This window comes from Pseudoxanthomonas japonensis (genome assembly GCF_010093445.1).
GTDB lineage: Bacteria > Pseudomonadota > Gammaproteobacteria > Xanthomonadales > Xanthomonadaceae > Pseudoxanthomonas_A > Pseudoxanthomonas_A japonensis.
In genome coordinates, this window is record NZ_PDWW01000003.1 from 1 (window position 1) to 26,990 (window position 26,990).

The following is a 26,990-nucleotide window of genomic DNA, read 5'->3' on the forward strand; positions in this document are numbered from 1 at the left end:
ACGGTGACCATCCAGATCGACCCGGCGGCCTCGGGCAGCCGGCTGTCGAACCTGGAGATCAGCGGCGGCTACTACTACGGGATCATGCTGCAGACCAACTGGTACCAGGGCGGTCCTGCCACCGATACCGGCGCCAGTGACGTGGTGCTGGAAGACCTGCTGATCCACAGCACGGGCCGTGACGGGATCAAGATCACGCCCAAGTCGAACCGGGCCACGATCCGGCGGGTGGAGATCCACAGCACCGGTGCGCGCGACAACAGCAATGCCGACGGCATCGACAACGTCAATGCCGACGGGATGCTGGTGGAAGACAGTTACATCCACGACACGGCCACCACGGGCATGTACTTCAAGGGCGGCGCACGCGATGTGGTGGTGCAGCGCAACCGGGTGGAGAACACGGGCGATGCGGGCATCCTGGTGGGTTTCGACACCAGCGTGGAGTTCTTCGACCTGAGCGCGAACCCGCAGTACTACGAGTCGATCCGCGGAATCGTGCGCAACAACGTGGTGCGCAACACGGGGTATTCGGGCATCGGCATGTACGCCTCCAAGGATGCCATCGTCGCCAACAACACCATCATCAATGCCGGGCGCCTGGGCCACTCCGCGCTCTATTTCGGCGTCACCTTCCAGGACTGGGATCCGAAGGCGGGCCGTCCCGCCAACACCAACCCGACCCTCCGCAACAACCTGGTGATCCAGGACAACAACCGTTGCGTCGAGATCCGCTACTCGTCCGAGCTGGGCGGCCTGTCGGGTCTCTCCGGTTCGCCGAACAGCAACTGGAACGGCTTCAACAACGGCTGCGTGTTCCGTGACGGTCGCCCGGGCAGCACGGTGACGGCCGGGACCCTGGCGCAATGGCGCAGCGGCACGGGTGCGGATGCCAACAGCAAGCAGGCGGCGTTCTCGGTGGATGCCACCGGCCATCTGCCTGCCGGCAGTCCCGCCATCGACGCCGGCACCACGCTGGCGCAGGTGACCGACGACATCGATGGCCAGGCCCGTTCCGCACCGTTCGACCTCGGTGCGGACGAATACGGCCAGCAGAGCACCGCCCCGATCCGCGTCAATGGCGTGCAGCCGCTGGTCCCGGTGCGCGGCACCAGCGCGGCGTCCACGCCGGTGACGGCTGGCAGCCTGCCGAGCGGATCCGCGTCGGCGGTCGTGCCGTCGAGCACGCCGGCCACCACCACCGCGCCTTCAGTGTCGACCGCGAAGCCCACCACGACCAGGCCCGCCGCAGCCAGGCAATACACACCGCCGGCCGTAAGGGCGTGGCGTTGGCTGCTCGCATGGGTGGGCTGGTTGAACTGACCGGCTGCAGGACTGCACCAGATTCACAAGGACGGGGCCCGCATTCGCCGGGCCCCGTTTTCGTTTGCGTCGCGGCGTGCGGGAAGCCTGAACTGGCCGCTTCGCGCCTGCTTGTGCGTTCTTCCCGACATCGGAGTACGGCTCCGGTGCCTTGGCCGCCTGCCGTGTGGATGACGGGAAGCTCGGCACCGGGATTCCGCCACCTGCATTGAAGGGGACGTCCGCGTCGCCGGCAGGGCCCGAATCACGAGACGATGGCTGCAGGAGGGGGTACCTGCCTGCGCCATCGTTCCTGTCCACACCACAGAACGAATTGGATCGCTTGCATGGAATCGATGGAGCAGCGCGTACGGGAATTCATCGGGACGACGTTCCCGGTCGACGCCGGGGAACAGCTCGACACTCACCAGGATCTGCTGGATGCCGGGGTCGTCGACTCCATCGGCGTGCTGACGATCGTGACGTGGATCGAAGAGACGTTCGAGGTGACGGTGGACGACGAGGACGTGCTGCCGGAAAACCTGGGCAGTATCGCCGGCATCGTCGCCTACGTGACGCGCAAGCAGCAGGAGGCGGCGTAACCATGCTGAGGTACGAGAAGCACCTGGCCGCCGCGGCTGCGCACGAGCCTTCCAAGGCCGCGATCATCCAGGGAGGCGTGCGCACCACGTACGCGGAACTGGATGCGGCCGCCGACCGCTTCGCCGACGCCCTGGTCGACCGCGTCGCGTTCGCCAACGGCGAGCGCTGCGTGCTGTTTCTCGAGAACCGTGTCGAAACCGCGGTGGGCATCTTCGGCACCCTGCGTGCCGGCGGCATCTTCAGCGTGGTCAACCCGACCACCAAGACCGACAAGCTCGCCTTCGTTCTGAACAACTGCGAGGCGTCGGTGCTGTTCACCCAGGCCAGCCTGGCGACGGTGGCGCTGGCCGCCGCCGCGCAGGCGCCCAGCATCCGCAAGGTGGTGATCGTCGACGATACGGCCGTGGCGCTGCCGGCCAATACCGTGTCGTATGCCGCCTTCATCGATGGCGTCGATGGCGGTGCCGCCGCCCGCCGCCACGCCGGCGTGGACATCGACCTGGCGATGCTGGTCTATACCTCGGGTTCCACCGGCAATCCGAAGGGCGTCATGATGACGCACAAGAACATCGAGCATGCGGCGACGTCGATCACCACCTACCTCGAATCGCGCCGCGACGATGTGGTGCTGAGCGTGCTGCCGCTGTCGTTCGACTACGGCCTCTACCAGTTGCTGATGTGCGTCAAGATGGGCGCCACGCTGGTGCTGGAGAAGTCGTTCGCGTTCCCACAGAAGATCCTGCCGCTGCTGGCGTCCGAGAACATCACCGGCTTCCCGCTGGTGCCGACGATGGCGGCGCTGATCGTGCAGATCGGCAACTTCGATCCGGCCTGGGCGCGCGGCGTGCGTTACCTGACCAACACCGCGGCAGCGCTGCCGCCGGCGCACATCCTGAAGCTGCAGGAAATCTTCCCGAATGCCCGCATCTTCTCGATGTACGGCATGACCGAATCCAAGCGGTGTACCTATCTGCCGCCGGAGCAGTTGCGCAAGCGGCCGGACAGCGTCGGTATCGCCATTCCCGGCACGGAAGTGTGGGTAGCCGACGACGAGGGCAAGCCGGTGGCGCCGAACGTCGTCGGCGAACTGGTCGTGCGTGGCGGCCACGTGATGCAGGGCTACTGGCGCAACGAGGAGGCGACCGCGAAGACGCTGAAGGCCGGGCGTTATCCGTGGGAAAGGGTGCTGCACACCGGCGACCTGTTCCGCATGGATGAAGAAGGCTTCCTGTACTTCGTGGGCCGCAAGGACGACATCCTCAAGTCGCGCGGCGAGAAGGTCAGCCCGAAGGAAGTCGAGAACGTGCTGTACGCATTGCCGGGTGTCCGCGAAGCCGCGCTGGTAGGCGTGCCGGATCCGGTGATGGGCCATGCGCTGAAGGCGATCGTGGTGACCGACCGCGACGACCTGGACGCCCGCGCCATCATGGCGCATTGCCGTGCGCACCTGGAGGAATTCATGGTGCCGCGGTCCGTCGAGTTCCGTGACGCGCTGCCGAAGACCGGCACGGGCAAGATCCGGCGCAGCGTGTTGCAGGCCGAAGCCGAAGGCAAGCCGATTCCGGCCGACGAAGAACCCGCGTAGGACGTCATCGACGCGGAGCCGCGCACGCTCCGCGCCTCGCCGCACTCCGGTGCGGCCGTCAGCCGCCCGGCGGACAGTGCCGCCGCGGCCTGAAGCCGGGCACCGTATCGTCGGGTCCCGGCCGTTCGTGGGCAACATTCAGCGGCCGCGATGGTGAGCTGTACCAGTCCACCAGTTGCCCGCAGGCGACCCGCACCCACGAGGCGCCGTACAGCCACTGCTGTCCGCTCGCGTCGCTGCCGAAAGGCTGGCCGGTCACGGCGATCACCTCGCGAGGTGTCATGCCGAGCTTCAGGACGGCGATCTCCGTCGTGCGCGCACCTGGCCGGGCCACGTCCGGGATCGATACCGCCGATGCGGTCGGCGAGGCAGGGTGATCGTCATCGCTCGCCGACAGCACCAGTGCCGTCAGCGCCACGCCCAGGCCCAGCCAGAGGAGGGCGCGCCAGCGCATCGGGCTGTCGGCGTCGTCGATGGCGTCCTCGCCAACCGCCGGCACGACCTCGCTGCGCACGCCGGCCGGCGCCACCGTCGACTTCACCGCGGTACCCGGGAAGCGCCCGTGCACGCGATGGAACTCCAGTGCGGCGGAGCACGCGCGATTGAGCTTCTTCAGCTTTTCTTCGTCGCCGTTGCCGCTGCCGGCTCGGTCGGGGTGCAGTCCCGACACGCGTCGCCGGTAGGCGCGCTTGAAGGTGTCGGTATCGCACTCGGGATCGACGCCGAGTTCCTTGTACAGGGCCAGAAAATCCGCGCCGTCGTTCATGGGGGTGGAGCGTTGCTCAGTTGTAGGGGCGCGCGCAGACCTGCGGCAGCGATGCCATGGCTTCGAATTCGTACTGCACGATGTGGCTTTCCATCGCCACGCGCGGGATGTCGTAGCGCGGCGATGCCTGCGTGGCGTAGCCGCCGTAGTACGAGAAGGCGTGGCGCACGTTCATGGCTTCCAGGCAGGCGCGGGTGTCCTCGTTGAACGAGGTCCGGTTGCCGACCGGATAGGCGAAGTACTCCATGTCGCACCCGACTTCGGCCTTCAGGCGTGCGGCGCAGCCGGAGATTTCCCGGTACTGCTGCTCCTTCGGCATCCGCGACAGCACCGGATGGTTGACCGTGTGCCCGCCGATGGTCATGCCGCCGCGCGCCATCTCGCGGATCATGTCCCAGTTCATCCAGTGCCCGGCCACGTCGTCCGGGTGGCGCACGCCGGCCGCAGCGCGCAGCGCGTGCAGCATCGCCTCCGCGTCGCTGCAGGGCAGCGACTTGTAGCGGGCCAGCATGAGCGCGATGGCGCCGTTGCAATCCGGCTTGAGGTGGAGCGGCTGGCTGATCCAGGGCGACAGCGAGATTCTCGCGTGGGGCGACGTGCGCAGCAGCCAGCAGATCTCGTCCCACCACGGCAGCGACGGCTTGTCGATGAAGCCTGTCGCGATGAAGAAGGCGGCCGGAACCTGATGGCGCCGCAGGATCGGGTAGGCCAACTCGTAATTGTCGAGATAACCATCGTCGAAGGTGATCAGCGCGTAGCGACCCTTCCGGTCCCCCAGCGCGTAGTCCAGATCCTTCGGAGAGATGACGTCGAAGCCGCGTGCCAAGTGGCCGACCTGCGCGTCGAAGCCATCGACGCTGGCGCTCCACAGCGCGCGATCGTACGGCTGCGATGCCGCGTCGTCGCCGATGCGATGGTAGTTGAACACCAGTACCCCGCGGCGGGGAAGCGTGGCCAGTACGCGGCCCAGTCCCGTCACCGACAGCAGTTTGGCGATCATTCCTCTTTTCACGTCCATCCCCTTCTCGACCGCGCGCGAATACCGGCATGCATCGCGTGTCGACAGATCCTGTTCCCTTCCTGTAACGCGGTTTGTCCCTGAAACAGGACTGTCATTGGCCGGAATCCGGATGCATCCGCGTTTTCCCCTGATAAGACGCGGTGCACGGGACATTCCCGGGGGGGCGACCACGGCGGATGCGTTGTCGACGGCAGCGACGACCGGCGCAACGTTCCCCTGGCAACCCTCCGGGCAGGCCGCCCCTGTCGTGATGGTACACGGCGGGATTGGGAACTTCAGGAAACCCGCCACCGATGTCCATGTCCCTTTCCTCGCGCGCGGCCGTTCCCGTGATGGCGCTGCTGTTGGCCACGGGTGCGAGCGTGAGCCAGCCCGCGCTGTCGGCCGAGTACTTCGTCTCGACGTCGGGCAACGACAGCAGCGGCACCGGCACGCTGCAGAACCCCTACCGCACGGTCAAGCGTGCGATCAGCGCCGGCCGTGCCGGCGACACCATCACCCTGCGCGCCCCGGCCAACAACCGTATCTACAACGAGTGCGATGTGCGCCTGCGGCAGAAGATGACGCTGCAGACCTACGCCGGCGAAGGCAAGGCGCGCATCCACTGCGCGATCACCACGCCGGAGACGGTGACCATCCAGATCGACCCGGCGGCCTCGGGCAGCCGGCTGTCGAACCTGGAGATCAGCGGCGGCTACTACTACGGGATCATGCTGCAGACCAACTGGTACCAGGGCGGTCCTGCCACCGATACCGGCGCCAGTGACGTGGTGCTGGAAGACCTGCTGATCCACAGCACGGGCCGTGACGGGATCAAGATCACGCCCAAGTCGAACCGGGCCACGATCCGGCGGGTGGAGATCCACACCACCGGTGCGCGCGACAACAGCAATGCCGATGGCATCGACAACGTCAATGCCGACGGGATGCTGGTGGAAGACAGCTACATCCACGACACGGCCACCACGGGCATGTACTTCAAGGGCGGCGCACGCGATGTGGTGGTGCAGCGCAACCGGGTAGAGAACACGGGCGATGCGGGGATCCTGGTGGGTTTCGACACCAGCGTGGAGTTCTTCGACCTGAGCGCGAACCCGCAGTACTACGAGTCCATCCGCGGAATCGTGCGCAACAACGTGGTGCGCAACACGGGGTATTCGGGCATCGGCATGTACGCCTCCAAGGATGCCATCGTCGCCAACAACACCATCATCAATGCCGGGTCGAAGGGGCATGCCGCGCTGTTCTTCGGCCTGTCGCTGCAGGACTGGGACCAGGACGCCAAGCGTCCGCCCAACATCAACCCGACGGTGCGCAACAACCTGGTCGTGCAGGATGGCCGACCGTGCGTGGAGATCCGCTGGACGCATGAAGAGGAACTCGGCGGCGCGCTGTCGGCGCTCGACGGCGATCCCGGCATGGACTGGAACGGCTATTCGGATCGCCGGGGCGCCTGCCGGTTCATCGACCAGCGCCCGCAGACGCCGATGCTGGTCGCCAACGGCGACTTCGACCGCTGGCGCCGCCGCATGGGGGCCGATGCGCATGGCGTGCAGGCTGCTTCCTTCATGCTGGACGACACAGGCAAGCTGCAGACCGGAAGCCCGGCGATCAAGGCCGGCACCACGCTCGACGCGGTGACGGACGACATCGATGGCCATCCACGCGGCGACCCGCCGGACCTCGGCGCCTACGAGACCGGCCTGCAGGCGGCCGCCGTGCCGCCGCCTTCCTCGCCCGTCGTGGCTGTCGCCGACGACACCCTTGCCTCATTGAGTGCCGGCGCCGACGATGCCGGTCTGGTCGCAAGATCGCACTACGCCTCCTTGCAGGCGGTGTGGAACCGTTTCGTTCCCGGGATATCGCTGATGAAGTTCGTACTGATTTCGCTGACGGTCGTCGTCCTGCTGGGCCTGGCCCTGGCCATCCGTCTGGTGCGCAAGCGCAACGTGATGGGCTGGCTGCTGGCCTGGATGAAGCAGGATTGGCGCGCGCCGGTGCCCGAGGGCACCACCCGCCACCTGCTGTTCTGCTTCGTCGACCACTACGAGCCCGCGTGGGGCAAGCCCGACCTCGAGAAGGAGCGTGCTCGCGTCGCCCGCTGGAGTCGCGACCTGCCGCGCCTGTGTGCCGGTCATCGCGATGCCGATGGCCGCCCACCGGTGCATTCGTTCTTCTATCCCGAAGAGGAATATCGCGAAGAGCATCTCGACGCGCTGGTCGATCTCTGCCGGCAGGGGCTGGGCGAGATCGAGATCCACCTGCACCACGACAACGATACCGAGGCCGGCCTGCGCGAGAAGCTGTCGCGCTTCACCGAACTGCTTGCCTCGCGCCACGATGCGCTGCCTCGCGATGCGGCCACCGGCCAGCCGCGATGGGCCTTCATCCACGGCAACTGGGCGCTGGACAACAGCCATCCGAGTGGTCGCCATTGCGGCGTCGACAACGAGCTGATCGTGCTGCGTGAAGAAGGCTGCTATGCCGACTTCACGCTGCCGGCGGCGCCGGACCCGTGCCAGACGCGCACGGTCAACCGCATCCACTACGCCAAGGACGATCCCGCGCGCTGCAAGTCGCACGACACCGGCCCGCGCGTGAAGGCGGGTGGTCGCCAGGCCGATGCGGACCTGATGATCATCCAGGGGCCGCTCGGCTTCCGCTGGAAGAGCCGCAAGTTCGGCCTGATCCCGCGCATCGAGAATTCCGACATCCGCAAGGTCGCGCCGCCGTCGCGCGACCGCATCGATGCCTGGGTGAAGACCGGCATCCACGTGGAAGGCCGACCGGAATGGACCTTCGTCAAGATCCATACCCACGGGGCCGAGGACTGCGACATGGATACGCTGCTCGGCCAGTCGATGGACGAGGCCTACCGTTACCTGGAATCGCGCTACAACGACGGTGAACAGTGGAAGCTGCACTACGTCAGTGCGCGCGAGATGTACAACCTGGCGAAAGCCGCGGAAGCCGGCGAAACCGGCGAGCCGGGCCAGTACCGCGACTACGTGATCGCGCGGCCGGCCTACCGCGTAGGCGGCGAGGCGTCGGCGCCGGCCCAGCCGCGCGTTGCCGGGAGCGTCGGATGAGGGTTGGGATCGTGGGGTGCGGCAAGATCGCGGACGGTCATGCCGAGCAGTTGCGCGCCATCGGCGGTGCCGACCTGGTCGCCGCATGCGATCGCGAACCGCTGATGGTCGAACGGTTCGCGCAGCGCTGGAACGGCGTGGCCGCGCATGCGGACATGGCAGAGATGGTGCGCGCCGAGCGGCTGGACGTGGTGCACATCGTGACGCCGCCGGACTCGCACGTGCAGCTCGCATGCCAGGCGATGGAACTGGGTTGCCATGTGTTCCTCGAAAAGCCCTTTGCGCTCGACGCCGCGGGTACGCGCCGCATCCTGGAATGCGCGCAGGCGACCCGGCGGAAGATCGGCGTGAACTACCTCTACAACTTCGAGACGCCGGGCCTGCAGCTGCGCGACCTGATGGCCGAACGGACGCTGGGCGACGTGGTGCATATCGACACCACCTACGGCTACAACCTGGGCGGCGACTACGGCATGGCGGTGATGGGCGATCCTGCGCACTGGGTACACCGCTTGCCCGGCAAGCTGTTCCACAACGTGCTCGACCATGTACTGGCCAAGGTGGTCGGCTTCCTGGAGGAGCCGGTGACGGTGAACGCCTTCGCCCACCGCATGCGCCCGGCCAGCGGGGACCCCGCGCTCGATGCGATGCCGGACGAGTTGCGCTTCACGCTGTCGGGGGCCAACGGCGTCACGGTGTCCGGCATGGTCAGCTCCCATGCACGACCGGTCTCGCACACGATGAAGGTATACGGCACCCGCGACACCGTCGAACTCGATTACGCCGCGCGCACGCTGGTGCGCAGTGCGCGGCAGGACCAGCCCAGTTCGCTGGGCCGGCTGTTCCCGGCCTGGGTGCAGTCGCTGCGTTTCGCCCGCAACGGCGCGAGGAACACCGGGGATTTCATGCGCAACCAGTTCCATTACTTCCAGTGCATGCGCGTGCTGCTGCGCGGCTTCTACGGCGCCATCGACGGCCGGGACGAGGATCCCGTGCCGCATGCCCACATCCTGCGGGTGGCGACCCTGATCGACGGCATCGTCGAAGCACTGGAGCGGCCGGCATGACCGTGCTGTTGACCGGCGCGGCCGGATTCCTCGGACGCAGGATCGCCGACAGCCTGCTGGCAGCCGGCGTGCAGGACCTGCGCATCCATGTGCGCCGCACGGCGCCGCCGGGCCTGCTGGAGGGCTTGCAGCGCGACTACCCCGACGCGAACGTCAGTGTCGTTGCCGCCAACCTGCTGCATCGCCACGATCTGACGCCGATGCTGGAAGGCGTCGACGTGCTGGTGCACGCGGCGGCGGGCATGCGCGGTTCGGCGGCGGACATGTTCGCCAATACCGTTGTCGGCACCCGTAACCTGCTGGATGCGGCGGCCGCCGCCCACGTGCGCCGCGTGGTGATGGTGAGTTCGTTCGCGGTCTACCAGACCGCCTCGCTGCCGACGGGTGCGGCCCACGACGAAACGGTGCCGGTCGAGCCGATCGGCATCGACAAGGGGCCGTATGCGCACGCCAAGACGCGGCAGGAACACCTGCTCGACGAGTACCGCGAGCGGTATGGCTTCGAGACCGTGGTGCTGCGGCCGGGCGTGATCTACGGGCCCGGTGGCGGCGCGTTCTCCAACCGCGTCGGCATCGGTGCGATGGGGCTGTTCTTCAGCCTGGGCGGCCGCGCGCCGTTGCCGCTGACCTACGTGGACAACTGCGCCGATGCGATCGCCTGCGCCGCGTTGGGCGGCGCCGATGGCCAGGCGTACAACGTGGTCGATGACGACATTCCGACATGTTCGCAGTACCTGCGCGCCTACCGTCGCCAGGTCGCCAGGTTGCGCGTGCTGCCGGTGCCGTATCCGGTGTTCATGCTGGGCGCGAAAATATTGCTGCGCTATCACCGGTGGTCGAAGGGGCAGCTGCCGGCGGTGTTCACGCCCTACGTGGTGCGTTCCATGTACCGCCGCTTCGAATACCCGAACGGCAAGCTGAAGGCGATCGGCTGGCAGCAGCGCGTGCCGACCGATATCGGCCTGGAGCGCGCGTTCGAGGATCTTGCTAAGCGCGCTGGCTGACGGCACCGGGCGCCACCCGCGCGGCGACAGCCGTCGCGGGGGGCGTCAGCGCGTTGCCAGCGCGGCGCCGTACAGCGCGTCGTAGTTTGCCCGCATGACGTCGATCGAACCGTGCTCGACCACCCAGCGCCGCGCGTTCTCGCCCATGCGCTGTCGCTCGGCGGGCACCTGCAGCAGGCGCGACAGGGCCGTGCGCAATGCGACCGCATCGTCCGACGGCACCAGCAGCCCGGTCTCGTCCGCCTGTACGATCTCGTCGTTGCCACCCACACGCGTGGCCAGCAGGGGAAGTCCGGCCGCGCAGGCTTCCAGCAGGGCGATCGACAATCCTTCGGTACGCGAGGGCAGGGCGAAGACATCGAAGGCGTTGAGCAGCCTGGGCACGTCCTTGCGCGCGCCGGTGAACACGACGCGATCCGCGATGCCGAGTTGTCCGGCGGAGGCTTCCAGTCCGCTGCGCAACGGGCCATCGCCGGCGAGCACCACCACCAGGTCCGGATGGGAGGCTGCCAGGTGCGCCACGGCATCCAGCAGCAGCCGCTGGTTCTTCAGCTCCACCAAGCGGCCGACCGTACCGACCACCAAGGCCTGCGGTGCGATGCCGAGTTCGCGGCGGACCTCGTCACGGAGCGCCGGCGAGCGCGGGAACTGGTCGACCGGAATGCCGTTCATCACCACGCTGCTGCGGCTGGCCGGCACCAGGTTGCGCGACAGCAACTGGTCACGGACCTTGCGGCCGACCATCGCGATCCTGCGCGAATGCGCCAGCGACCACTGGTACAGCCAGCGCAACCGGCGATTGCCGAGCCTGCCGCCCATGTTGTGGCAGGTGTTCACCAGCACGGGACGGCGCCGAGCGAAACGCGTGGCGGCGGCGGCGTAGTAGCTCGGCACGAAGTTGTGGGTATGCACCACGTCCACGCCGGCCTCCAGCAGGGTGGAACGCAGCAGGCGGATCATTGCGGGATCCGCCGCGCCCCGCTTGTGCCCGATGACGACGGGAATGCCGGCCTGCTCCAGGAAGGGACGGAATCCGTCGGTGTCGCAGAGGCTGAACACCGTGACCGCGTGCCCGTGTTTCGCCTGTGCGATGGCTAGGTCGGCAACGACGCGTTCCAGTCCGCCGTATTCAAGGGAGTCGAGGACATGAACGATGCCCAGCGTGCCTGTTGGTTTCATATGGCGATGACAACGTGAAAGGTGCCGGCGGCAGGTCAGAGTATGAACGCCAGCCTGAGCCGGATGCGACGACGCGTGACCACTGTTCGCTGTTTTCTGCGTTGTTCGAGGCAGTGAGCACAGGTGCGGCCCGTTGCACCGATCCCAGGGGAATATGAACCAGCCTTTCAACGGCCGAACGGCCATCCGCGGCGCCATCATGGTCATGGGGTCGACCTACGTGACGTATGCGCTGGGGATGCTGACCAGCATCCTGTTGGCGCGGACGCTGGGGCCGGACGACTTCGGCCGGTACACCTACATGGTGTGGATGGCCGGTCTGCTGATCATGTTCAGCAACAACGGCCTGACCACGACGGTGATCCGCTTCGCATCGGAGAGCCTGGGCAGGAGCTCGCCGGAGAACGCGAGCAGCATCCACGGATGGCTGCGCCGGCGACAGCTCGCCTGTGTCGTGCTGGTGGGGTGCCTGTTCCTGGTGGCGATGCCCTGGTTCAAGCCCGCCGGCTGGGACGGTCACCTGGCGGTATTCGCCGCGGTGGTGCTGGTCGCCGCCATCGCAAAGGCCATGTTCCTGTTCGATGTGTCGGTGGCCAAAGGGTACGGCCTGTTCCACGTCGAAGCGCGCTCCACGGTGACGATGAGCCTGCTCAGCATCGCCGCGGTACTCGTGATGGTGGTGATGAAGGCGCCGTTGCTGGCGTACCTGCTGCTGTTCGCGTTCGTCAGCGTCGGGTACGTCGTGTGTTCGTCCATGATGCTGCGCAAGGCGGGCGTGCGGCCGTCGCGGGAGCCCGTGGATCCGGCGACGCTGGCGCGCCTGAAGCGGCACCTCGGATGGACCGTGCTGCTGACGCTGGCCTACGCCATCAGCAACAAGTCCATCGAGACCTGGATGCTGAACGCCATGGTCGGTTCGGCGGCGGTGGGCTACTTCGCGATCGCCGCCGCGCTGACGCGCGGAGGCGTGGACCTGCTCGCGTCCGGGCTGGCCACGGTGCTGATGCCGATGATGGGGCATGCGTTCGGCAAGGGCGGGCAGGAGGGCGTCAACGCGATCATGGCCAACGCGATGCGCTACTTCGCCTTCATCGGCCTGCTGCTGGCGGGGGGCGGGGCACTGGTGGCCGACAGCGCCATCACCCTGCTCTACGGCGCGGAGTACAAGGCGGTGGTGAATCCCCTGCGCGTGATGATGATCGTGGGCGGATTCACCATGATCGGCGGCGCGTTCAATGCGCTGCTGTCGACGACCGACAACCAGCATCTGCGCGTGGGTTACGTGCTGTTCTCCATCCTGAGCGTGGGCGTGCTGTCGGTGCTGTTGATCCCGCGCTACGGCCTGAACGGCGCCGTGGCCGCGCATGCCATCTCGGAAGTGCTCATCTTCACGCTGATGGCCACCGGCGTGTCCCGCCTGCTGAAGTTGCGGATGCCGTGGCGCGAACTCGGCCGCATGCTGCTGTGCGCATTGATGGCGATCGCCGTCGCCCTGGTGCCGATGCTGCTGGGCGGGATCAATCCCTGGACCGAACTGGCGGGTGGCCTGATCTATGCGGCGGTGTTCGTGCTGGGGACCGTCATGATGCGCGCCTGGCGTGCCGGCGACATCCAGCATCTCGACGCCCTGCTGCAACGCTACCCGGCGCTTGCGGGCCGGATGCGGGGACGCCTGCAGCGCTGGGCCGACGGGTTGCCGACGGACGGGGTGCATTGATGGCGGACATGCCCGTCCTCATCGCCTTCTGGGGCAGCCTGGCCGTCATCGCGTTCACCTACGCCGGTTATCCGCTGTGGGTGCTGGCGTGGGGTCGCCTGTTCCCTGATCCCGTGCGCAAGCGTCCGTACACGCCCCGCGTGACGGCACTCCTGGCCGTGTACAACGCGGCCGGAAGCGCGGTGGCCAAGGTCGAGAACCTGCTGTCGCTGGACTACCCGCCCGAGCACCTGGACATCGTCGTCGCCTGCGACGGTTGCACGGACGCGACGGCCGACGCCTTGCGCCGGATCGCGTCGCCGCGCCTGCGCGTGGTCGAGTTCCCGCAGCGCCGGGGCAAGGCGGCGTGCCTGGCGGATCTGGTGGACGCCGCCACCGGCGACATATTGCTGATGGTCGACGTGCGCCAGCGGCTCGAGCGCGACGCGCTGTCGCGTCTGGCCACGAACTTCGCGGACCAGGACGTCGGCGCGGTCAGCGGCGAGCTCTGCTTCACCGACGAGACCGGCGGTTTCGCCGCCAAGGTCGGTGCGTACTGGCGCTACGAAAAGATGATCCGCAACGCCGAGGCCCGCAGTGGCTCGGTGGTGGGGGTCACGGGCGCGCTCTACGCGATCCGGCGGGACCTGTACGTGCCGCTTCCCGCCGGCACCGTGCTGGACGACGTGCTGACGCCGATGAACGTGGTGCGCGACGGCTACCGGGTCGTCTTCGAGGCGGGCGCCGTGGCCTGGGACACGCCATCCACGACCTCGGCGCAGGAACGCGTGCGCAAGGTGCGTACGCTGGCCGGCAACTATCAGGCGGTGGCGATCGCGCCGTGGCTGGTGGTGCCGTTCCAGAACCCGCTGTGGTTCCGCTTCGTCAGCCACAAGCTGCTGAGGCTGATGGTGCCGTGGCTGCTCTGCGTGCTGGCGGTGTCGTCGGCCATCCTGGCCTTCTCGCACCCGTTGTACCTGGCCTGCCTGCTGGCCGGCCTGGGGGGCGTCGCGCTCGCGGTGGCCGCCAGTTGGCTGCCTGCGCTGTCGGAGTGGATGCCGGTGCGCCTGGCGTCGACGTTCCTGCACATGAATCTCTACGCCGGTCAGGCGCTGGTCGCCTATGTCCGGAACCCGAGGTTGCACCTGTGGTGAGCGGATGCGGTGGATCGTGGCATCCTGAAGGAGTTGCGCACGCCAGGGGGGGCGAACGCCGATGATGATGTTCGTCTTCGTGCTGATCTATCTGATGCTGGTCCTGCTGAGGCCGCAGGACTATCCGCAGATGGCGGACCTCGGCATTCCGATCCTGCCGATGGCGATGGTGTCGGCGCTGGGCGCCTGGGTCTTCTCGCGCGAGAAGCGCTTCAATGCGCCGCAGTACCTCCTGCTGCCGATGTTCCACCTCGTGCTTTGCCTGTCGTTGCTGGCGATAGGGTGGATGGAAGGCGCGGTGGGGGCGTTCCTGTACTTCCTGCCCTGCCTGGTGTCTTTCTTCCTGCTCGCCAATGCAGTCAACACGCCCGCCTACACGCGGACGATCATGACGGTGATCGTGTTGTGCGCGTTCGTCATGGCGGCGCACGGCTGGGAGCAAGCGGCGACCGGTGTCGGCTGGACCGGCCAGACGACGGTCGAGGACGGCCGCATCCAGTACGTCGGCATCTTCAGCGATCCCAACGACCTGGGCATGCTGTTCGTCATCTCGCTGCCGATGGCGGCCTACCTGGGCAGCCGCGGGGGCCTGCTGGGCCTGCGGCGCCTGTTCTGGTACTGCGGATGCCTGCTGCTGTTCTACGGCATCTACCTGACCAACTCGCGCGGCTCGTTCCTGGCCGTGGTCGCGATGACCGCTGTCTACATCTGGATCCAGCGCGGCGCGATCTGGGCCGCCATGCTCGGCGCGGGGGCCATGGTGGTATTGCGCATGATGCCGTCGCGACTGGACGAGTTGAACGTGCAGGAGTCCTCCGCTTCCGGCCGCATCGATGCCTGGTACGAAGGCATGCAGATGTTCATCACCCATCCCGTGCTGGGCGTGGGGGCAGGGCAGTTCACGCAGTACCACTACCTCACCGCGCACAACTCGATCATCCTGGTGCTCGCCGAGACGGGCATCATCGGTTTCTCGTTGTGGTTCACCTTCGTCGGGTACGGTTTCTGGATGATGTACCGCATCGTCCGTTTCGAGCCGGAATTCGAGGACGAGGACGACATCGTGGAGTGGCAGGAGGCCAGGGCGATGGCGCTGGTGCTGCTGGTGGCGCAGGCAGGCTTCTTCGCTGCGGCGTTCTTCCTGAGCCGCAGCTACGTGATCCTGCTGTACCTGCTCGCCGCACTGGTCGTGGCCCACCATTCCAATGTCCTGGCGCGCTTCCCGGCCTTGGGCGAACTGCGCCTCGGCAACCACCTCGTGCGTTGGGCCGTGCTGACGGCGGGTGCCGTGGTCGGCTTCTATGTCGTGCTGAAGGTGCTGCTGGCGATGGGATGACCGCTGTCTCTGGCCTGAGAGACGGACCATTCGCGTTCAAAGAGATTGATGATGCCCCGGATTGCCCTCGTCACCCCGATGTTGCCCGTGCCCCACGACCAGACGCGGGGCCGCTACATCCATGAGACCGCACGCGCGCTGTCGCAACTCGCGCAGGTGCGCGTGTTCTTCCAGCAGGCGAGCTATCCCCGCATTCCGGGCCTGTCGCCGCGCAGCTTCCTGCGCGGTGAGGTCGGCGAGGACTACACGCTGGACGGCGTGGACGTGGAGGCCTTCACCTATCCGGCGTTGCCGGGTCTGTCGCGCGCCACCAACGGCTGGATGGCGAGCCGCGCGCTGGTGCCGCGGATGCGCCGGTTCGAGCCGGACCTGGTGCTGGCGTACTGGGTGTACCCGGATGGTGCGGCGGCCAAGCGTGCGGCACGGCGCCTGGGCGTGCCCTGCATCGTCGGTGCCCGCGGTTCCGACATCCATGTGCGCACCGGCCTCAATGCCCACCTGACCCGTCGCACCCTGCAGGGCCTGGACGCGATCCTGACCGTCAGCCATGCGATGCGCGACACCGCCATCGCGACCTTCGGCGCCGATCCCGAGCGCGTGCATCCGGTGGTCAACGGCATCGACACCGACGTGTTCCATCCGCGCGACCGCCAGGCGATGCGCAGCAAGCTGGGCGTCCCCGCCGATGCGCGCCTGATCACCTATGTCGGCCGTTTCGTCGAAGCCAAGGGCATGCGCGAACTGCTGCAGGCATTCCAGTCGCTCGCGGGACAGGATCCGCGCGTCCGCCTGGCCCTGGTCGGTGACGGCGTGATGCGCGAGGAACTGGCCGGCCTGGTGCAGGCGACCGGCCTGGCCGGGCGCGTCACCATGACCGGCGGACTCGAGCCGGCTCAGGTCGCCGAATGGATCGGTGCCTCCGATGTGCTGACGTTGCCGAGCTGGTCGGAAGGCTATCCGAACGTGGTAGTCGAAGGCATCGCCTGCGGCCGTCCGGTGGTGGCGACCGCGGTCGGCGGCACCGGCGAGATCATCAAGGCCGGCAACGGCATCCTGGTGCCGCCGCGCGATGCCGCTGCGCTGGAGCGCGGCCTGGCCGATGCGCTGGCGCGCACCTGGGACGCCGCCGCGGTGTCGGCGTCGGTGAGCCGCGGCTGGGGCGACGTCGCGGCCGATACGCTGGCCATCTGCCGGCAGGTGCTGGGCGTGAGCGACGGCGACGTCTGCCTGGGCCGTGCCTGATGACGGGCGCCGTCGGCGGCCCGGCATCGCGGATCAGCAGCGAGGCGAGGGGGACATGGCGGGTGCTGGCCGAATACCCGGATCTTGCCGACGACTGGATGCGCCTGCAGGCGCAGTCCGACGGTACCCCGTTCACGCACTGGCACTGGATATCGACCTGGCTGGAACAGCTGCCGGCGGATATCGTGCCGCGGGTGTTCCGCATCGAGGACGCGGAGGGCCTGCTGGCGCTGGCCGTGGCGGTCGATGCGCCGGAGCGCGGCAAGGGCCGCTTCTTCGGGCGTCATTCGCTGCGGCTGCAGGAAACCGGCATGGACGCGCTGGACGAGATCAGCGTCGAGTATTCCGGACTGCTGGTCAGGCGCGGCGGTGAAGTCGCCGCGTACGCGGCCCTGTTCCGCGCCCTCGAAGGCCACTGGGAGGGGTGGAGGCGCTTCCGCATCACCGCCACCGCGCATGGGCCGCATATCGCGTCCGCGCTGCCCGCCGGCCTGCACTGCTATTGCGTGCTCAGCCAGCCCTGCTGTCGGGTCGACCTGGACCGGCTGCGGGACAGCGGCAAGGGCTATGTCGATTCGTTGAAGCGCAACTTCCGCCACCACCTGCGGCAGAGCCTGCGTGCCTACGAAGCGCACGGTCCCCTGAAGGTCGAGGTGGCCGACAGCATCGGGCAGGCGCTGGCATGGCTGGACGAGCTGCGCACGCTGCACGAGCGCCGGTGGCGGTCGAAGGGGAAGGAGGGGTCGTTCTCCAGCGACTTCTTCCATGCCTTCCACCAGGCGCTGGTGCGGAAGGGTACCGGCGATGGCTATGTGCGGCTGACGCGCGTCAGCGCGGGCGCGCTGGTGGTCGGGTATCTGTACAACCTGCACTGGCGCGGCACGGTGTACTTCTACAACTGCGGACTGAACTATGGCGCGTTGCCGCGCTACGACAGTCCGGGCTCGGTCGCGCTGGCCGCCTGCATCCAGCATTGCCTGGACGAGGGGCTGGCGGCGTTCGATTTCCTGGCCGGCGCGCAGCCGTACAAGCGCCGGTTGTCGCATGAAGCGCGCACGCTCGAGTGGATCGACGTGCGGCAACGCGGACTGGCGCACGACAGCGAACGACTGGTCGCGCAGGCGCTGGGCACCGGCACCTTCGGCATTCCCCTGGCGCGCCAAGCGCCGCTTACTTCATCCAGCGAGTGAACATGGACATCCCCGTCAAGCGCGTGCTCTACCACCATCGCACCCAGGGCAAGGCCGTGGAGGGCGTGCATATCCGCGGCATCACCGACGCGCTGCGCGTCGAAGGCGTGGCCGTGGACATCATTTCGCTGCCCGGTGCGGATCCGTATTCATCGCCCAAGGCCATGTCGCCCACCCAGCAGGCGAGGCCGTGGATGGCGTGGGTCAACAAGCTCCCCGAGCCCTTGTTCGAACTGGCCGAGGTGGCCTACAACCTGGTCGCCGCGTGGCGCCTGCTGGCCTACCTGCGCCAGCATCCGGACCTGGATTTCATCTACGAGCGCTATTCGCTCTTCATGTTCCTGCCGACCTGGCTCGCGCGCAGGCGCGGCGTGCCGATGATCATGGAAGTCAACGACTCGGCGACCGTCGAGCGCGTGCGCCCGCTGTTCTTCAAGCGGCTGGCGATGGCGATCGAGCGCTGGACCTTCCGCAACGCGGACGGGCTGGTGTTCGTGTCGTCGGTGTTCCGCGACCGCGCGCTCGCGGCGCATGGCGCGCTGGCCCCGGCGATCATCACGCCCAACGCCGCGAACATCGACAAGTTCACCTTCACCCAGGCCCAGCGCGATGATGCGCGACGCCACTACGGTCTGGAAGGCCATGTGGTCTGCGGCTACCTGGGGGCGTTCGTGCCGTGGCATGCCATCGACCGCTTCGTCCACCAGATCGCCGATCGCCTGGAGGCGGCGCCGCACCTCAAGCTGCTGCTCGTGGGTGATGGCTCGACGTATCCGGCGCTGCGTGCGTTCGTGGAAGAGCGCGGCCTGTCCGACCGTGTGGTGCTGACCGGACGGGTGCCGCACGATGCGGTGCCCGGCCTGCTGGCGGCGATGGACATGGCCGTGCTGCCGAGCGCGGGCGACTACACCTCGCCGGTCAAGCTGTTCGAGTTCATGGCCTGCGGCGTGGCGCCGGTGGCGCCCGATTTCGAGCCCATCCGCGAAGTACTGGAAGAGGGCGCGACCGGCTGGATGTTCCCGGCTGGCGACATGGAAGCGGCAGTGGAAAGTGTGCTGAAGTACAGCCAGGACGCGGAGGCGTTGCGGCGCGTGGGCGCCAACGCCCGTGCCTACATCACCCGCCACCGCCAATGGCGCAACAACATCCTGCAACTGGTCGAATTCCACCAGGCGATCGGGCAGGGCTCCACCGGACAGACGGACATCCGCACCGCATGAATGCATCGACTCCCAGCTGGGACTGGCCCCGCGACACCACCGGCGAAATCCTCGTCGGCGGACAACCTCTGACGCGCGTCGTCAACGCCGTTGGCAGCACGCCGTGCTACCTCTACGACCGCCAGCGGTTGACCGCGCGAGCGCAGGCATTGCGCGCATCGCTGCCGAAGGCGGTGCTGCTGCATTACGCGATGAAGGCCAATCCGATGCCCGCCCTGGTCGGACACATGGCGCGCCTGGTCGATGGCCTCGATGTGGCCTCCGCCGGCGAACTGCGCGTCGCACTGGACACCGGCATGGCGCCGGAGCACATCAGCTTCGCCGGTCCTGGCAAGTCCGACGGCGAGCTGCAGCAGGCCGTCGCCGCTGGCATCCTGGTCAACGTCGAATCCTTCCGCGAGATCAAGGTGCTGGCCGAGGCCTCGCAGCGCAATGGCGTGCCGGCGCGCGTGGCGGTGCGGGTGAACCTGCCGTTCGAGCTGAAGGCCTCGGGCATGAAGATGAGCGGCGGCGCGCGCCAGTTCGGCGTCGATGCCGAATGCGTGCCGGACCTGTTGCGCGATATCGCCGGCGCCGGCCTGGCGTTCGAGGGCTTCCACATGTTCGCCGGGTCGCAGAACCTGCGGCACGCGGCCATCGTCGAGGCGCAGACCAAGTGCTACGAGCAGGCGCTCGAATGGCAGGACCTGCTGCCGGCGCCGATCCGAAGCCTGAACCTGGGTGGCGGTTTCGGCATTCCCTATTCGCCCGGTGAAGCCGCGCTGGATGCCATGCCGGTGACGGACAACCTGGCGGCGCTGTCGGACCGCTTGGTGCGCGATCTGCCGGGCGCCCACATCGTGATCGAACTGGGGCGCTACCTGGTCGGTGAAGCCGGCATCTACGTGTCGCGCGTGATCGACCGCAAGCGGTCGCGCGGCCAGGTGTTCCTGGTCGTCGACGGTGGCATGCACCATCACCTCGCGGCCTCGGGCAATTTCGGCCAGGTGATCCGTCGCAACTATCCGGTCGCCGTCAACGGACGCCGTGGCGGAACCGAAACGGCGAACGTGGTCGGTCCGCTGTGTACCCCGCTGGACCTGCTGGCAGACCGGATGGAACTGGACGTGGCCGAACCGGGCGATCTGGTGGTGGTGTTCCAGTCCGGCGCGTATGGCCGCAGCGCCAGTCCGCGCGGTTTCCTCAGTCATCCCGAGGCCGTCGAAGCGCTGGTCTGAGGGAGAAGGAAGGGGAAGGTGCCGGGCTCGCCGGCACCTGCAGGCTTTTCTCAGCCGGTCGCCGCTGCGCCATCCGCGGCGGGCGCAGCCGAGGCTTCGGGTTTGGCGGCGGGGGACGGCTTCGTGGCAGGGGTGAGATGGGCGCGGTCCGGCGGCGGCGTCAGCGTCCCGATGCGGCGCGCGGGATTGCCCGCCACCACGGTATAGGGCGCGACGGTGCCTGAGACCACCGAATGCGCGGACACGATGCTGCCTTCGCCGATATCGCTGCCGGGCAGGATCAGGACCTGGGAGCCGATCCACACGTTGTCGTGGATGACGATCGGCTTGACGTCCGCCGAGTCCGGCGGTGCGCCGGCGGCGCGGCGCGCCGGGTCGGCCGGATGGCCGCCGGAATCGCGGATGGTCACGCCACCGGCGATCTCCACATGGCGGCCGATCTTCACCGATTTGCCCACGACCAGCCGGCAGTCGTGTGCGAGGTCGCTATGGTCGCCGATCTCCAGGCACGGGCGCTTGACGAAGCGCGCGGCGAAATTGATCGACAGCTTGCCGCTGATGCGGACGTGGTCGCCGACGATCAGGTCGCCCTTGCCCTGCACCCACGGTACATAGATGCCGGTGGTGACGCCCTTGCCGACGCGCGTGCAGTACGCCTTGAACAGCGGCTCGGCGACGAGCGTCCGACGGACGAAGAAGATCGCGCTGCGGCATGCGAGGAACAGCCACAGGTAGGGCAGGACCAGTACGCGCGGCGCCGGCAGGGTGAAACCGTGGACGCCGCGCCGCACGTTGCGCACGGCCGCCGCGAGAGGATGCGGCGAGGTGGCGACCCAGTGCCGCATCGACGGCGTCGCCGCCTTGTTCTGGTTGCTCATCGGTTTCGGTAGGCGATGCTGAGGTAGATCAGATTCTGCTTGAATTCGCCGGTCGCGAATGCGCTGGTACGCTCATAACGCGTGTATTCCAGCATGGAAGACCAGTGGCGCGACCACTGCTTCTCCAGGCCGAGCGAGTACAGGCGGTTGTTCTCGCGGCGGGCCGGTGCCACCGCCTCGGTACGGTCCCGCGACGCGGATCCGCGTATCGTCAGCGAGGGGCGCAGGCGGTAGCTGAGTTCGGCGGCGACGCCACGACTCTCTTCGGTGGAGGCGCCCGGATCGACGTACTCCAGCTTCTGCGTATAGCCGGAGAGCGTGTAGATGGTACGGACGCCGGTGTACTCGTAGGCCAGGTTGAGGCTGCGTTGCTCGTAGGCGGACGGCGTGATCGTGGAGCGCCCGACCAGGACGGACTCGGGAATGCCCGGGGCGGCACCGGCGATGGCACTGAGCGCACTCGTCGCGGCGTCGGAAAACTGGTTGGCGGCGTTAACGCTGAAGCGGCTGCGCTCGCTCGGGCGCCAGCCCAGTTCGGCGCGTAGCAGGGGATTGTTGCGCGACTGCCCGTCCTTGTAGTCGAGGCGCGCATAGCCGCCATCGAGCAGCATGTCGAAATGCCTGAACCGGCGGTTGTAGCTGGCGTACGCCTCGTAGCGCCGATGGTCGCGGGCGAACAGGTCGTTGTCGAAGTCGACGTCCTGCATCTGCAGGTTGAAGGACAGCGCGCTGGTCGCATCCAGGTCCTTGATCGCGCGCAGTGCGCCCACGATGCGGTCCGAATTGAAATCCTCGGTGACCTCCGCGTCGCTGTTGATGAAGCGCAGTTCGGCGCGTCCGCGCAGCGCCTCTCCCAGGTTGAAATGCAGGTCGGGCCCCAGCGACAGCACGTTGACCTGCTGGCGGTTGTCTGGCGAGTCCGGCTCGAAACGGTCGATGGTCTGTACGCCGTAGCTGTCCTCGACCACCAGGCCGAGGCGGTCGGGAATGACCATCCAGTTCAGGCGGCCATCCAGCGTGCGGTCGGTGGCGTCGGGGTAGATGGCTTCGTAACGCCGGTGGTCGAGGCGGCCGGCGATCCTCGCCTGCACGGCGGACGAGTTCTGCTCGATGGCGAAGCCCAGCCCCACGCGGTAGATGTCCTGCTCGATCGGGTCGGTCTGGGACAGCGTGACGTTGTCGTCGCGTTCGATGCCTGCATCGAGCGTGTAGTCGATCCGCACGGCATGCGCATCGAACACGATGGCGGCTGCAATCGCCGCCGAGATCAGCGCCGGACGACATGGATGCCGTTTCATGAGAGCTCCCCGATGGATACGGTTACTGGATGTCGTTGAAGACGACGCCGGCCAGTTTTTCCGGCGCGAAGTTGGCGGCGGCCTTCTCGATCTGTTCGGTGGTCACGCGCGCGTAGCCGGCCACCAGCACGACCAGGTCGGCCAGGTCCGAGAGGATGCGCGCGTCGGGCGACTTGAGGACCGGCGGGCCGTCGAGCACCAGGTACCGGTTGCCGTGCGTGCTTCGCAGCGAATCGACCAGGCTGCGCATCCGCAGCGAGGAGAACGATTCGCCCGTGATCTCGCGCACGCCGCCGGTCGGCACCAGGTCCATCCGCGGCAGCACGGTGCGGTACTGCACCGGTGCCATTTCGTCGATGCGCCCGTCCAGGTAGTCCATCAGCCCGCCCTGGGCGGCGTCGACGCCGAGCGCCGCCTGCTGTGCCGGCCGCAGTGCGTCGCAGTCGATCAGGGTCGAGGTCTTGGTCTCGTCGAAGGCGAACGCGGCGGCGAGGTTGCGGGCCACGAAGCTGGCACCGCAGCCCGGTACGACCGGCGCCACGAGGGTGACGAAGTTCCGGTCGCCACCGAGCGCGAGCAGGCGCGTGCGCAGGTCGCGGAAGGCGTCCGCATGCAGGCGCGTGGAATCGTTGCGGTGGATGAGCCGGCGATCCTCGAGGGCACGCGGGCTCAAGGCCTGGGTCTCGGTGGCGCGCACGATGGAGCGCGCCGGGACGGTGGGCTCGGTGCGTTCCGCGGCGCCGCTGTTCGGGTGGGTATTCATGTTCATGGGTTCTTCCTGGCGACGGGCGTCGTGCATGGGCGGCGCATCAGGCGCTGGCGACCTTGAAGGCGAACACCAGGGCGTACACGACGAACACGCTGCAGACCATCGCCGCGCTGGCCATGAACTTCAGCGACTGGCGGCGACGCTCCTTCGGCGTAAGGTAGGTCGGGATCACGGTGAGCAGCGGATAACTGGTCTTCTGCACGATCTGGCGGGCCACGCGGACGCGGGGATCGAACCGGACCAGCAGGAAGAGCAGCCCCAGCGGCAGGGCCAGCGCGGCCACGAAGCCGGCGGCGGCGATGTGCATGAAGCGCAGCCCGCTCGGGCGCAGCGGCATGGTGGCCGGATCCTGGATGCGCAGCGTCAGGCCGCGGTTCTCCTGGTCCAGTCCCATCGATACACGCGCATTCTCGCGACGGCGCAGCAGGTCCTGGTAGATCTCGCGGTTGACCTCGTAGTCGCGCGTGAGCTCGGCCAGCGCGCTTTCGGATTCGGCGATGCGGCGGCTGCGGTCCAGTTCGGCGCCGAGCATGGATTCGGCGATGCCCATGCGCGAGCGGGTCGCGGCGGCCTCGTGGCGGGCCTGGGCCTGCTGGCTGCGCAGTTCGTTGTACAGCGGATTGAGCTGGGCGTCCTCCGACGCCAGCGCGCCCGGCGTGGGCTGCTGGCGGCGTTCCTGCTCCTGCACGATGGCGCGCTGGACGTCCTCGATCTGGTGGCGCACGCGCACCACGTCGGGATGGCGGTCGGTGAAGGTCAGCATCAGCCGGTCGAGTTCCGCACGCAGTTCGATCAGCTGCGCGCGATAGAGGCTCTCGCGCGTCTGCACGGCGGTGACGGCCGATTCGCCGGACAACTGGTCGGTGATGGCGGCCGCTCGGGATTCCTGCTCGAGCAGCGACATCCGCGTCTGTTCGACCTGGGTGCGCAGCGAGCTGATGCGCGTGTTCACGTCGGTGGCGCTGCCGGGCTGGGCATCGGCGTTCTGCGAGCGGTAGGCCTGCAGGTTCTTTTCCGCGTCCGTCAGCTTGCGGTGGTACTCCTGCACCTGCTTGTCGATGAACTCGTAAGCCTCGCGGCTTTCGCGTTCCTTGGCGGCCAGGGCTTCCTGCATGAAGAGCGTGCCGAAGGCCTCCGTCACGTGGTAGGCGCGCTCGGGATTCGTGTCGCGGTAGCTGATCTGCACCAGGTCGTTGCGCGGGCTGCTGATGGCGGTGTTGTTGCGGATGTCCTCCATCAGCTTGTCCTGCGCGACCGGGCTGAGATCCTTCTCCGTCCATTTGCCCACGGCGAGGATTTCCTGCAGCACCTTGCGGCTGTACACGATCTGCCGTGCCATGCCGGCGCGGTCGGCCACGCCAGTGGGGACGGCGCGTCCTTCCAGCAGCGGCTGGATGATGTCGCTGTCCTGGGCGAGGATCGTGGTGGACGCCACGTAGTTGCGCGGGATCACCAGCAAGCCGACGACCAGCGTCAGCAGGGTGACGGCGGTGAAGGTGGCGGCGATCGGAAGAACGCGCCTGCGCGCTTCCTTCAACAGGACCAGCAGCAGCTCTTCGGGCTTGAGTTCATCCGCCTTGCGGGCCTGCGCGGCCGTGCGCGGGGGCGGCAACGAAGTGGTGGAGCTCATCAGAACGTGCGCTCCGGGATCACGATGACATCGCCCGGCGCCACCGTGTAGTTCGTGGACAGGTCACCCCGGTTCAGGATGCGGTCCAGCCGCACCGGATAGGTGGCGCTGGTCTCGTCCTTGTTGCGGCGGAACAGGTCGGAGCGGTCGGGTGCGGCGAATTCGTTGACACCGCCGGCCGCCAGTACCGCGTCGAGCACGGTCATGCCCTGCCGGTAGGGAATCGAGATGGGCTGCCGCACCGCGCCGGTGACGCGCACGCGCGACAGGTACTCGTGGCTGCGCAGTTCGGTCAGGATCACGGCGACCTGCGGGTCGCGCACGAAGTCGGCGAGCTTTTTCTGGATGTCGGCGGCCACCTCGGTGGGCGTGCGGCCACCGGCCATGACGTCGCCAACGAGCGGCACGGAGATCATGCCGTCCGGACGCACCGGGACGGTGATGCCCAGTTCCGGGTTGCGCCATACCGAAACCTGGACGATGTCGTCGACACCGATCTGGTAGTTCTCGACGGCGACGCTCGCCTGCTGGGGCGGCGCGGACTTGCTGCTGCCGCCGCCGGAGGCGCAGCCAGCGAGCAGGAGCGCCAGCGTGACGGCCGTCAGGCCGACGAAGGTACGGTTCATGAAGCATCCCCTGTGTTGTTGCGGATTGCCTCATATAACGCAGACAAGGGGCGTGCCCGGCCACCGGGCTCAGGGGGCCGCGCTCAGGCGCGGTAGAACTCCCGGTACCAGTCGACGAACCGGCGCACGCCGGTCTCGATGGTCGTTGATGGCGAGTAGCCCGTGTCCCGGCGAAGGGCTTCGACATCGGCCTCGGTGTCGGGGACGTCGCCGGGTTGCATCGGCAGCAGGCGCTTCTCCGCCTTGCGTCCCAGGCAATCCTCGAGCACCTCGATATAGCGCAGCAGCTGCACAGGTTGGTGGTTGCCGATGTTGTAGACGCGGTACGGCGCGCTGGACGAGCCGGGGTTGGGCAGCAGCGGGTCGTAGGTCGGGTCGGGGCCCGGCACGGTATCGAGGGTGCGGATCACGCCTTCGACGATGTCGTCGACGAAGGTGAAGTCGCGGGTATGGTGGCCGTGGTTGAACACATCGATGGGCTTGCCTTCCAGGATGTTCCTGGTGAACAGGAACAGCGCCATGTCCGGACGTCCCCACGGCCCGTACACCGTGAAGAAGCGCAGTCCGGTGGTGGGCAGGCCGAACAGGTGGCTGTAGGTGTGCGCCATCAGCTCGTTGGCCTTCTTGGTCGCCGCGTACAGGCTGACCGGGTGGTCGACGCTGTCCTCCACCGCGAACGGCAGTTTGCGGTTCGCGCCGTAGACCGAGCTGGACGAGGCGTAGACCAGGTGCTCGACGCCACGGTGGCGGCAGGCCTCCAGGATGTTGGTGAAGCCGACGATGTTGCTGTCGATGTAGGCGTGCGGATTCTCCAGTGAGTAGCGCACGCCGGCCTGAGCGGCCAGGTTCACCACGCGCTGGGGCTTGAAGTCGTCGAACGCGGCCTCGAGGGCGGCGCGGTCTTCCAGCGAGCCCCGGACGAAGCGGAAACCCTCCTTCGGCAGCAGCCGCGCCAGCCGCGCCTCCTTCAGGGTGGGGTCGTAGTAGTCGTTGAGGTTGTCGTAGCCCAGCACCTCGTCGCCGCGGTCGAGCAGGCGATGACTGAGATGGGAGCCGATGAAACCGGCGGCACCGGTGACCAGAACGCGCATCGGGAATTTCCGTACAGAAAGGGGGCG

At 67.6% G+C, this 26,990-nt stretch carries 22 protein-coding genes; 13 read left to right on the top strand and 9 right to left on the bottom strand.

Going from position 1 to position 26,990, the window contains the following annotated elements:
- The 3 genes from CSC78_RS03320 to CSC78_RS03330 form a co-directional block, all read left to right on the top strand.
- Positions 1 to 1,323 (top strand): right-handed parallel beta-helix repeat-containing protein (locus CSC78_RS03320; RefSeq protein ID WP_202924112.1); only part of this gene is annotated, 1,323 nt, incomplete at its 5' end.
- Positions 1,324 to 1,649: 326 nt separating this feature from the next.
- Positions 1,650 to 1,904, top strand: coding sequence for an acyl carrier protein (locus CSC78_RS03325; RefSeq protein ID WP_162336494.1), 255 nt, complete (start codon positions 1,650 to 1,652; stop codon positions 1,902 to 1,904).
- Positions 1,905 to 1,906: 2 nt separating this feature from the next.
- On the top strand, positions 1,907 to 3,490 hold the full coding sequence (locus tag CSC78_RS03330) for a class I adenylate-forming enzyme family protein (RefSeq protein ID WP_202924113.1): 1,584 nt from the start codon (positions 1,907 to 1,909) through the stop codon (positions 3,488 to 3,490).
- A gap of 58 nt (positions 3,491 to 3,548) precedes the next feature.
- Here CSC78_RS03330 and CSC78_RS03335 read toward each other — a convergent pair whose 3' ends face one another.
- Both CSC78_RS03335 and CSC78_RS03340 read right to left on the bottom strand, forming a co-directional pair.
- A complete protein-coding gene (locus CSC78_RS03335; protein WP_162336495.1) occupies positions 3,549 to 4,256 on the bottom strand; it encodes a J domain-containing protein in 708 nt (235 codons plus the stop codon).
- A gap of 16 nt (positions 4,257 to 4,272) precedes the next feature.
- The gene (locus CSC78_RS03340; RefSeq protein WP_162336496.1) at positions 4,273 to 5,256 is read right to left on the bottom strand and encodes a polysaccharide deacetylase family protein; all 984 of its coding nucleotides are present in this window, start codon (positions 5,254 to 5,256) and stop codon (positions 4,273 to 4,275) included.
- A gap of 314 nt (positions 5,257 to 5,570) precedes the next feature.
- Between CSC78_RS03340 and CSC78_RS03345 the strand changes: the two genes are divergently transcribed.
- From CSC78_RS03345 to CSC78_RS03355, 3 genes are read left to right on the top strand one after another with little or no spacing between them, the layout of a single operon-like run.
- Positions 5,571 to 8,366: a right-handed parallel beta-helix repeat-containing protein gene (locus CSC78_RS03345; RefSeq protein ID WP_162336497.1), complete on the top strand. Its 2,796-nt coding sequence runs from the start codon at positions 5,571 to 5,573 to the stop codon at positions 8,364 to 8,366.
- Positions 8,363 to 9,433: a Gfo/Idh/MocA family protein gene (locus CSC78_RS03350; protein WP_162336498.1), complete on the top strand. Its 1,071-nt coding sequence runs from the start codon at positions 8,363 to 8,365 to the stop codon at positions 9,431 to 9,433. The genes CSC78_RS03345 and CSC78_RS03350 overlap by 4 nt, the downstream gene beginning before the upstream one ends.
- Positions 9,430 to 10,437 (top strand): NAD-dependent epimerase/dehydratase family protein, encoded by a 1,008-nt coding sequence (locus CSC78_RS03355; protein ID WP_162336499.1) that lies wholly within the window; start codon positions 9,430 to 9,432, stop codon positions 10,435 to 10,437. Before CSC78_RS03350 ends, CSC78_RS03355 begins: the two co-directional genes overlap by 4 nt.
- A gap of 45 nt (positions 10,438 to 10,482) precedes the next feature.
- Here CSC78_RS03355 and CSC78_RS03360 read toward each other — a convergent pair whose 3' ends face one another.
- The gene (locus tag CSC78_RS03360; protein WP_162336500.1) at positions 10,483 to 11,616 is read right to left on the bottom strand and encodes a glycosyltransferase; all 1,134 of its coding nucleotides are present in this window, start codon (positions 11,614 to 11,616) and stop codon (positions 10,483 to 10,485) included.
- Between the two features lie 154 nt (positions 11,617 to 11,770).
- Here CSC78_RS03360 and CSC78_RS03365 point away from each other — a divergent pair, with 154 nt between their 5' ends.
- From CSC78_RS03365 to CSC78_RS03395, 7 genes are all read left to right on the top strand, one after another.
- Positions 11,771 to 13,333 (top strand): oligosaccharide flippase family protein, encoded by a 1,563-nt coding sequence (locus CSC78_RS03365; RefSeq protein WP_162336501.1) that lies wholly within the window; start codon positions 11,771 to 11,773, stop codon positions 13,331 to 13,333.
- 8 nt (positions 13,334 to 13,341) lie between these two features.
- Positions 13,342 to 14,466, top strand: coding sequence for a glycosyltransferase family 2 protein (locus CSC78_RS03370; RefSeq protein ID WP_162336502.1), 1,125 nt, complete (start codon positions 13,342 to 13,344; stop codon positions 14,464 to 14,466).
- Positions 14,467 to 14,527: 61 nt separating this feature from the next.
- Positions 14,528 to 15,802: an O-antigen ligase family protein gene (locus CSC78_RS03375; protein WP_162336503.1), complete on the top strand. Its 1,275-nt coding sequence runs from the start codon at positions 14,528 to 14,530 to the stop codon at positions 15,800 to 15,802.
- Between the two features lie 51 nt (positions 15,803 to 15,853).
- Complete coding sequence (locus CSC78_RS03380; protein ID WP_162336504.1) at positions 15,854 to 17,044, top strand: glycosyltransferase; 1,191 nt, start codon at positions 15,854 to 15,856, stop codon at positions 17,042 to 17,044.
- Entirely contained in the window at positions 17,044 to 18,234 is a 1,191-nt protein-coding gene (locus CSC78_RS03385; RefSeq protein ID WP_162336505.1) for a GNAT family N-acetyltransferase, read from the top strand. The genes CSC78_RS03380 and CSC78_RS03385 overlap by 1 nt, the downstream gene beginning before the upstream one ends.
- Before the next feature lie 2 nt (positions 18,235 to 18,236).
- Positions 18,237 to 19,454, top strand: a complete 1,218-nt coding sequence (locus tag CSC78_RS03390; RefSeq protein ID WP_162336506.1) for a glycosyltransferase family 4 protein — start codon at positions 18,237 to 18,239, stop codon at positions 19,452 to 19,454.
- On the top strand, positions 19,451 to 20,671 hold the full coding sequence (locus tag CSC78_RS03395; protein WP_162336507.1) for a pyridoxal-dependent decarboxylase, exosortase A system-associated: 1,221 nt from the start codon (positions 19,451 to 19,453) through the stop codon (positions 20,669 to 20,671). The genes CSC78_RS03390 and CSC78_RS03395 overlap by 4 nt, the downstream gene beginning before the upstream one ends.
- Before the next feature lie 50 nt (positions 20,672 to 20,721).
- Here CSC78_RS03395 and CSC78_RS03400 read toward each other — a convergent pair whose 3' ends face one another.
- From CSC78_RS03400 to CSC78_RS03425, 6 genes are all read right to left on the bottom strand, one after another.
- The gene (locus CSC78_RS03400) at positions 20,722 to 21,549 is read right to left on the bottom strand and encodes an acyltransferase (protein WP_162336508.1); all 828 of its coding nucleotides are present in this window, start codon (positions 21,547 to 21,549) and stop codon (positions 20,722 to 20,724) included.
- Positions 21,546 to 22,847 (bottom strand): porin family protein, encoded by a 1,302-nt coding sequence (locus CSC78_RS03405; RefSeq protein WP_162336509.1) that lies wholly within the window; start codon positions 22,845 to 22,847, stop codon positions 21,546 to 21,548. Before CSC78_RS03405 ends, CSC78_RS03400 begins: the two co-directional genes overlap by 4 nt.
- Positions 22,848 to 22,869: 22 nt before the next feature.
- Positions 22,870 to 23,616 carry a P-loop NTPase family protein gene (locus CSC78_RS03410; protein WP_162336510.1) on the bottom strand — a complete coding sequence of 249 codons (747 nt, stop codon included), beginning with the start codon at positions 23,614 to 23,616 and terminating at the stop codon, positions 22,870 to 22,872.
- Positions 23,617 to 23,656: 40 nt separating this feature from the next.
- Positions 23,657 to 25,246: an XrtA system polysaccharide chain length determinant gene (locus CSC78_RS03415; RefSeq protein ID WP_162336511.1), complete on the bottom strand. Its 1,590-nt coding sequence runs from the start codon at positions 25,244 to 25,246 to the stop codon at positions 23,657 to 23,659.
- Positions 25,246 to 25,872, bottom strand: coding sequence for an XrtA/PEP-CTERM system exopolysaccharide export protein (locus tag CSC78_RS03420; RefSeq protein WP_162336512.1), 627 nt, complete (start codon positions 25,870 to 25,872; stop codon positions 25,246 to 25,248). Before CSC78_RS03420 ends, CSC78_RS03415 begins: the two co-directional genes overlap by 1 nt.
- Before the next feature lie 83 nt (positions 25,873 to 25,955).
- A complete protein-coding gene (locus CSC78_RS03425) occupies positions 25,956 to 26,963 on the bottom strand; it encodes an NAD-dependent epimerase (protein WP_162336513.1) in 1,008 nt (335 codons plus the stop codon).
- Positions 26,964 to 26,990: the final 27 nt, after the last annotated feature.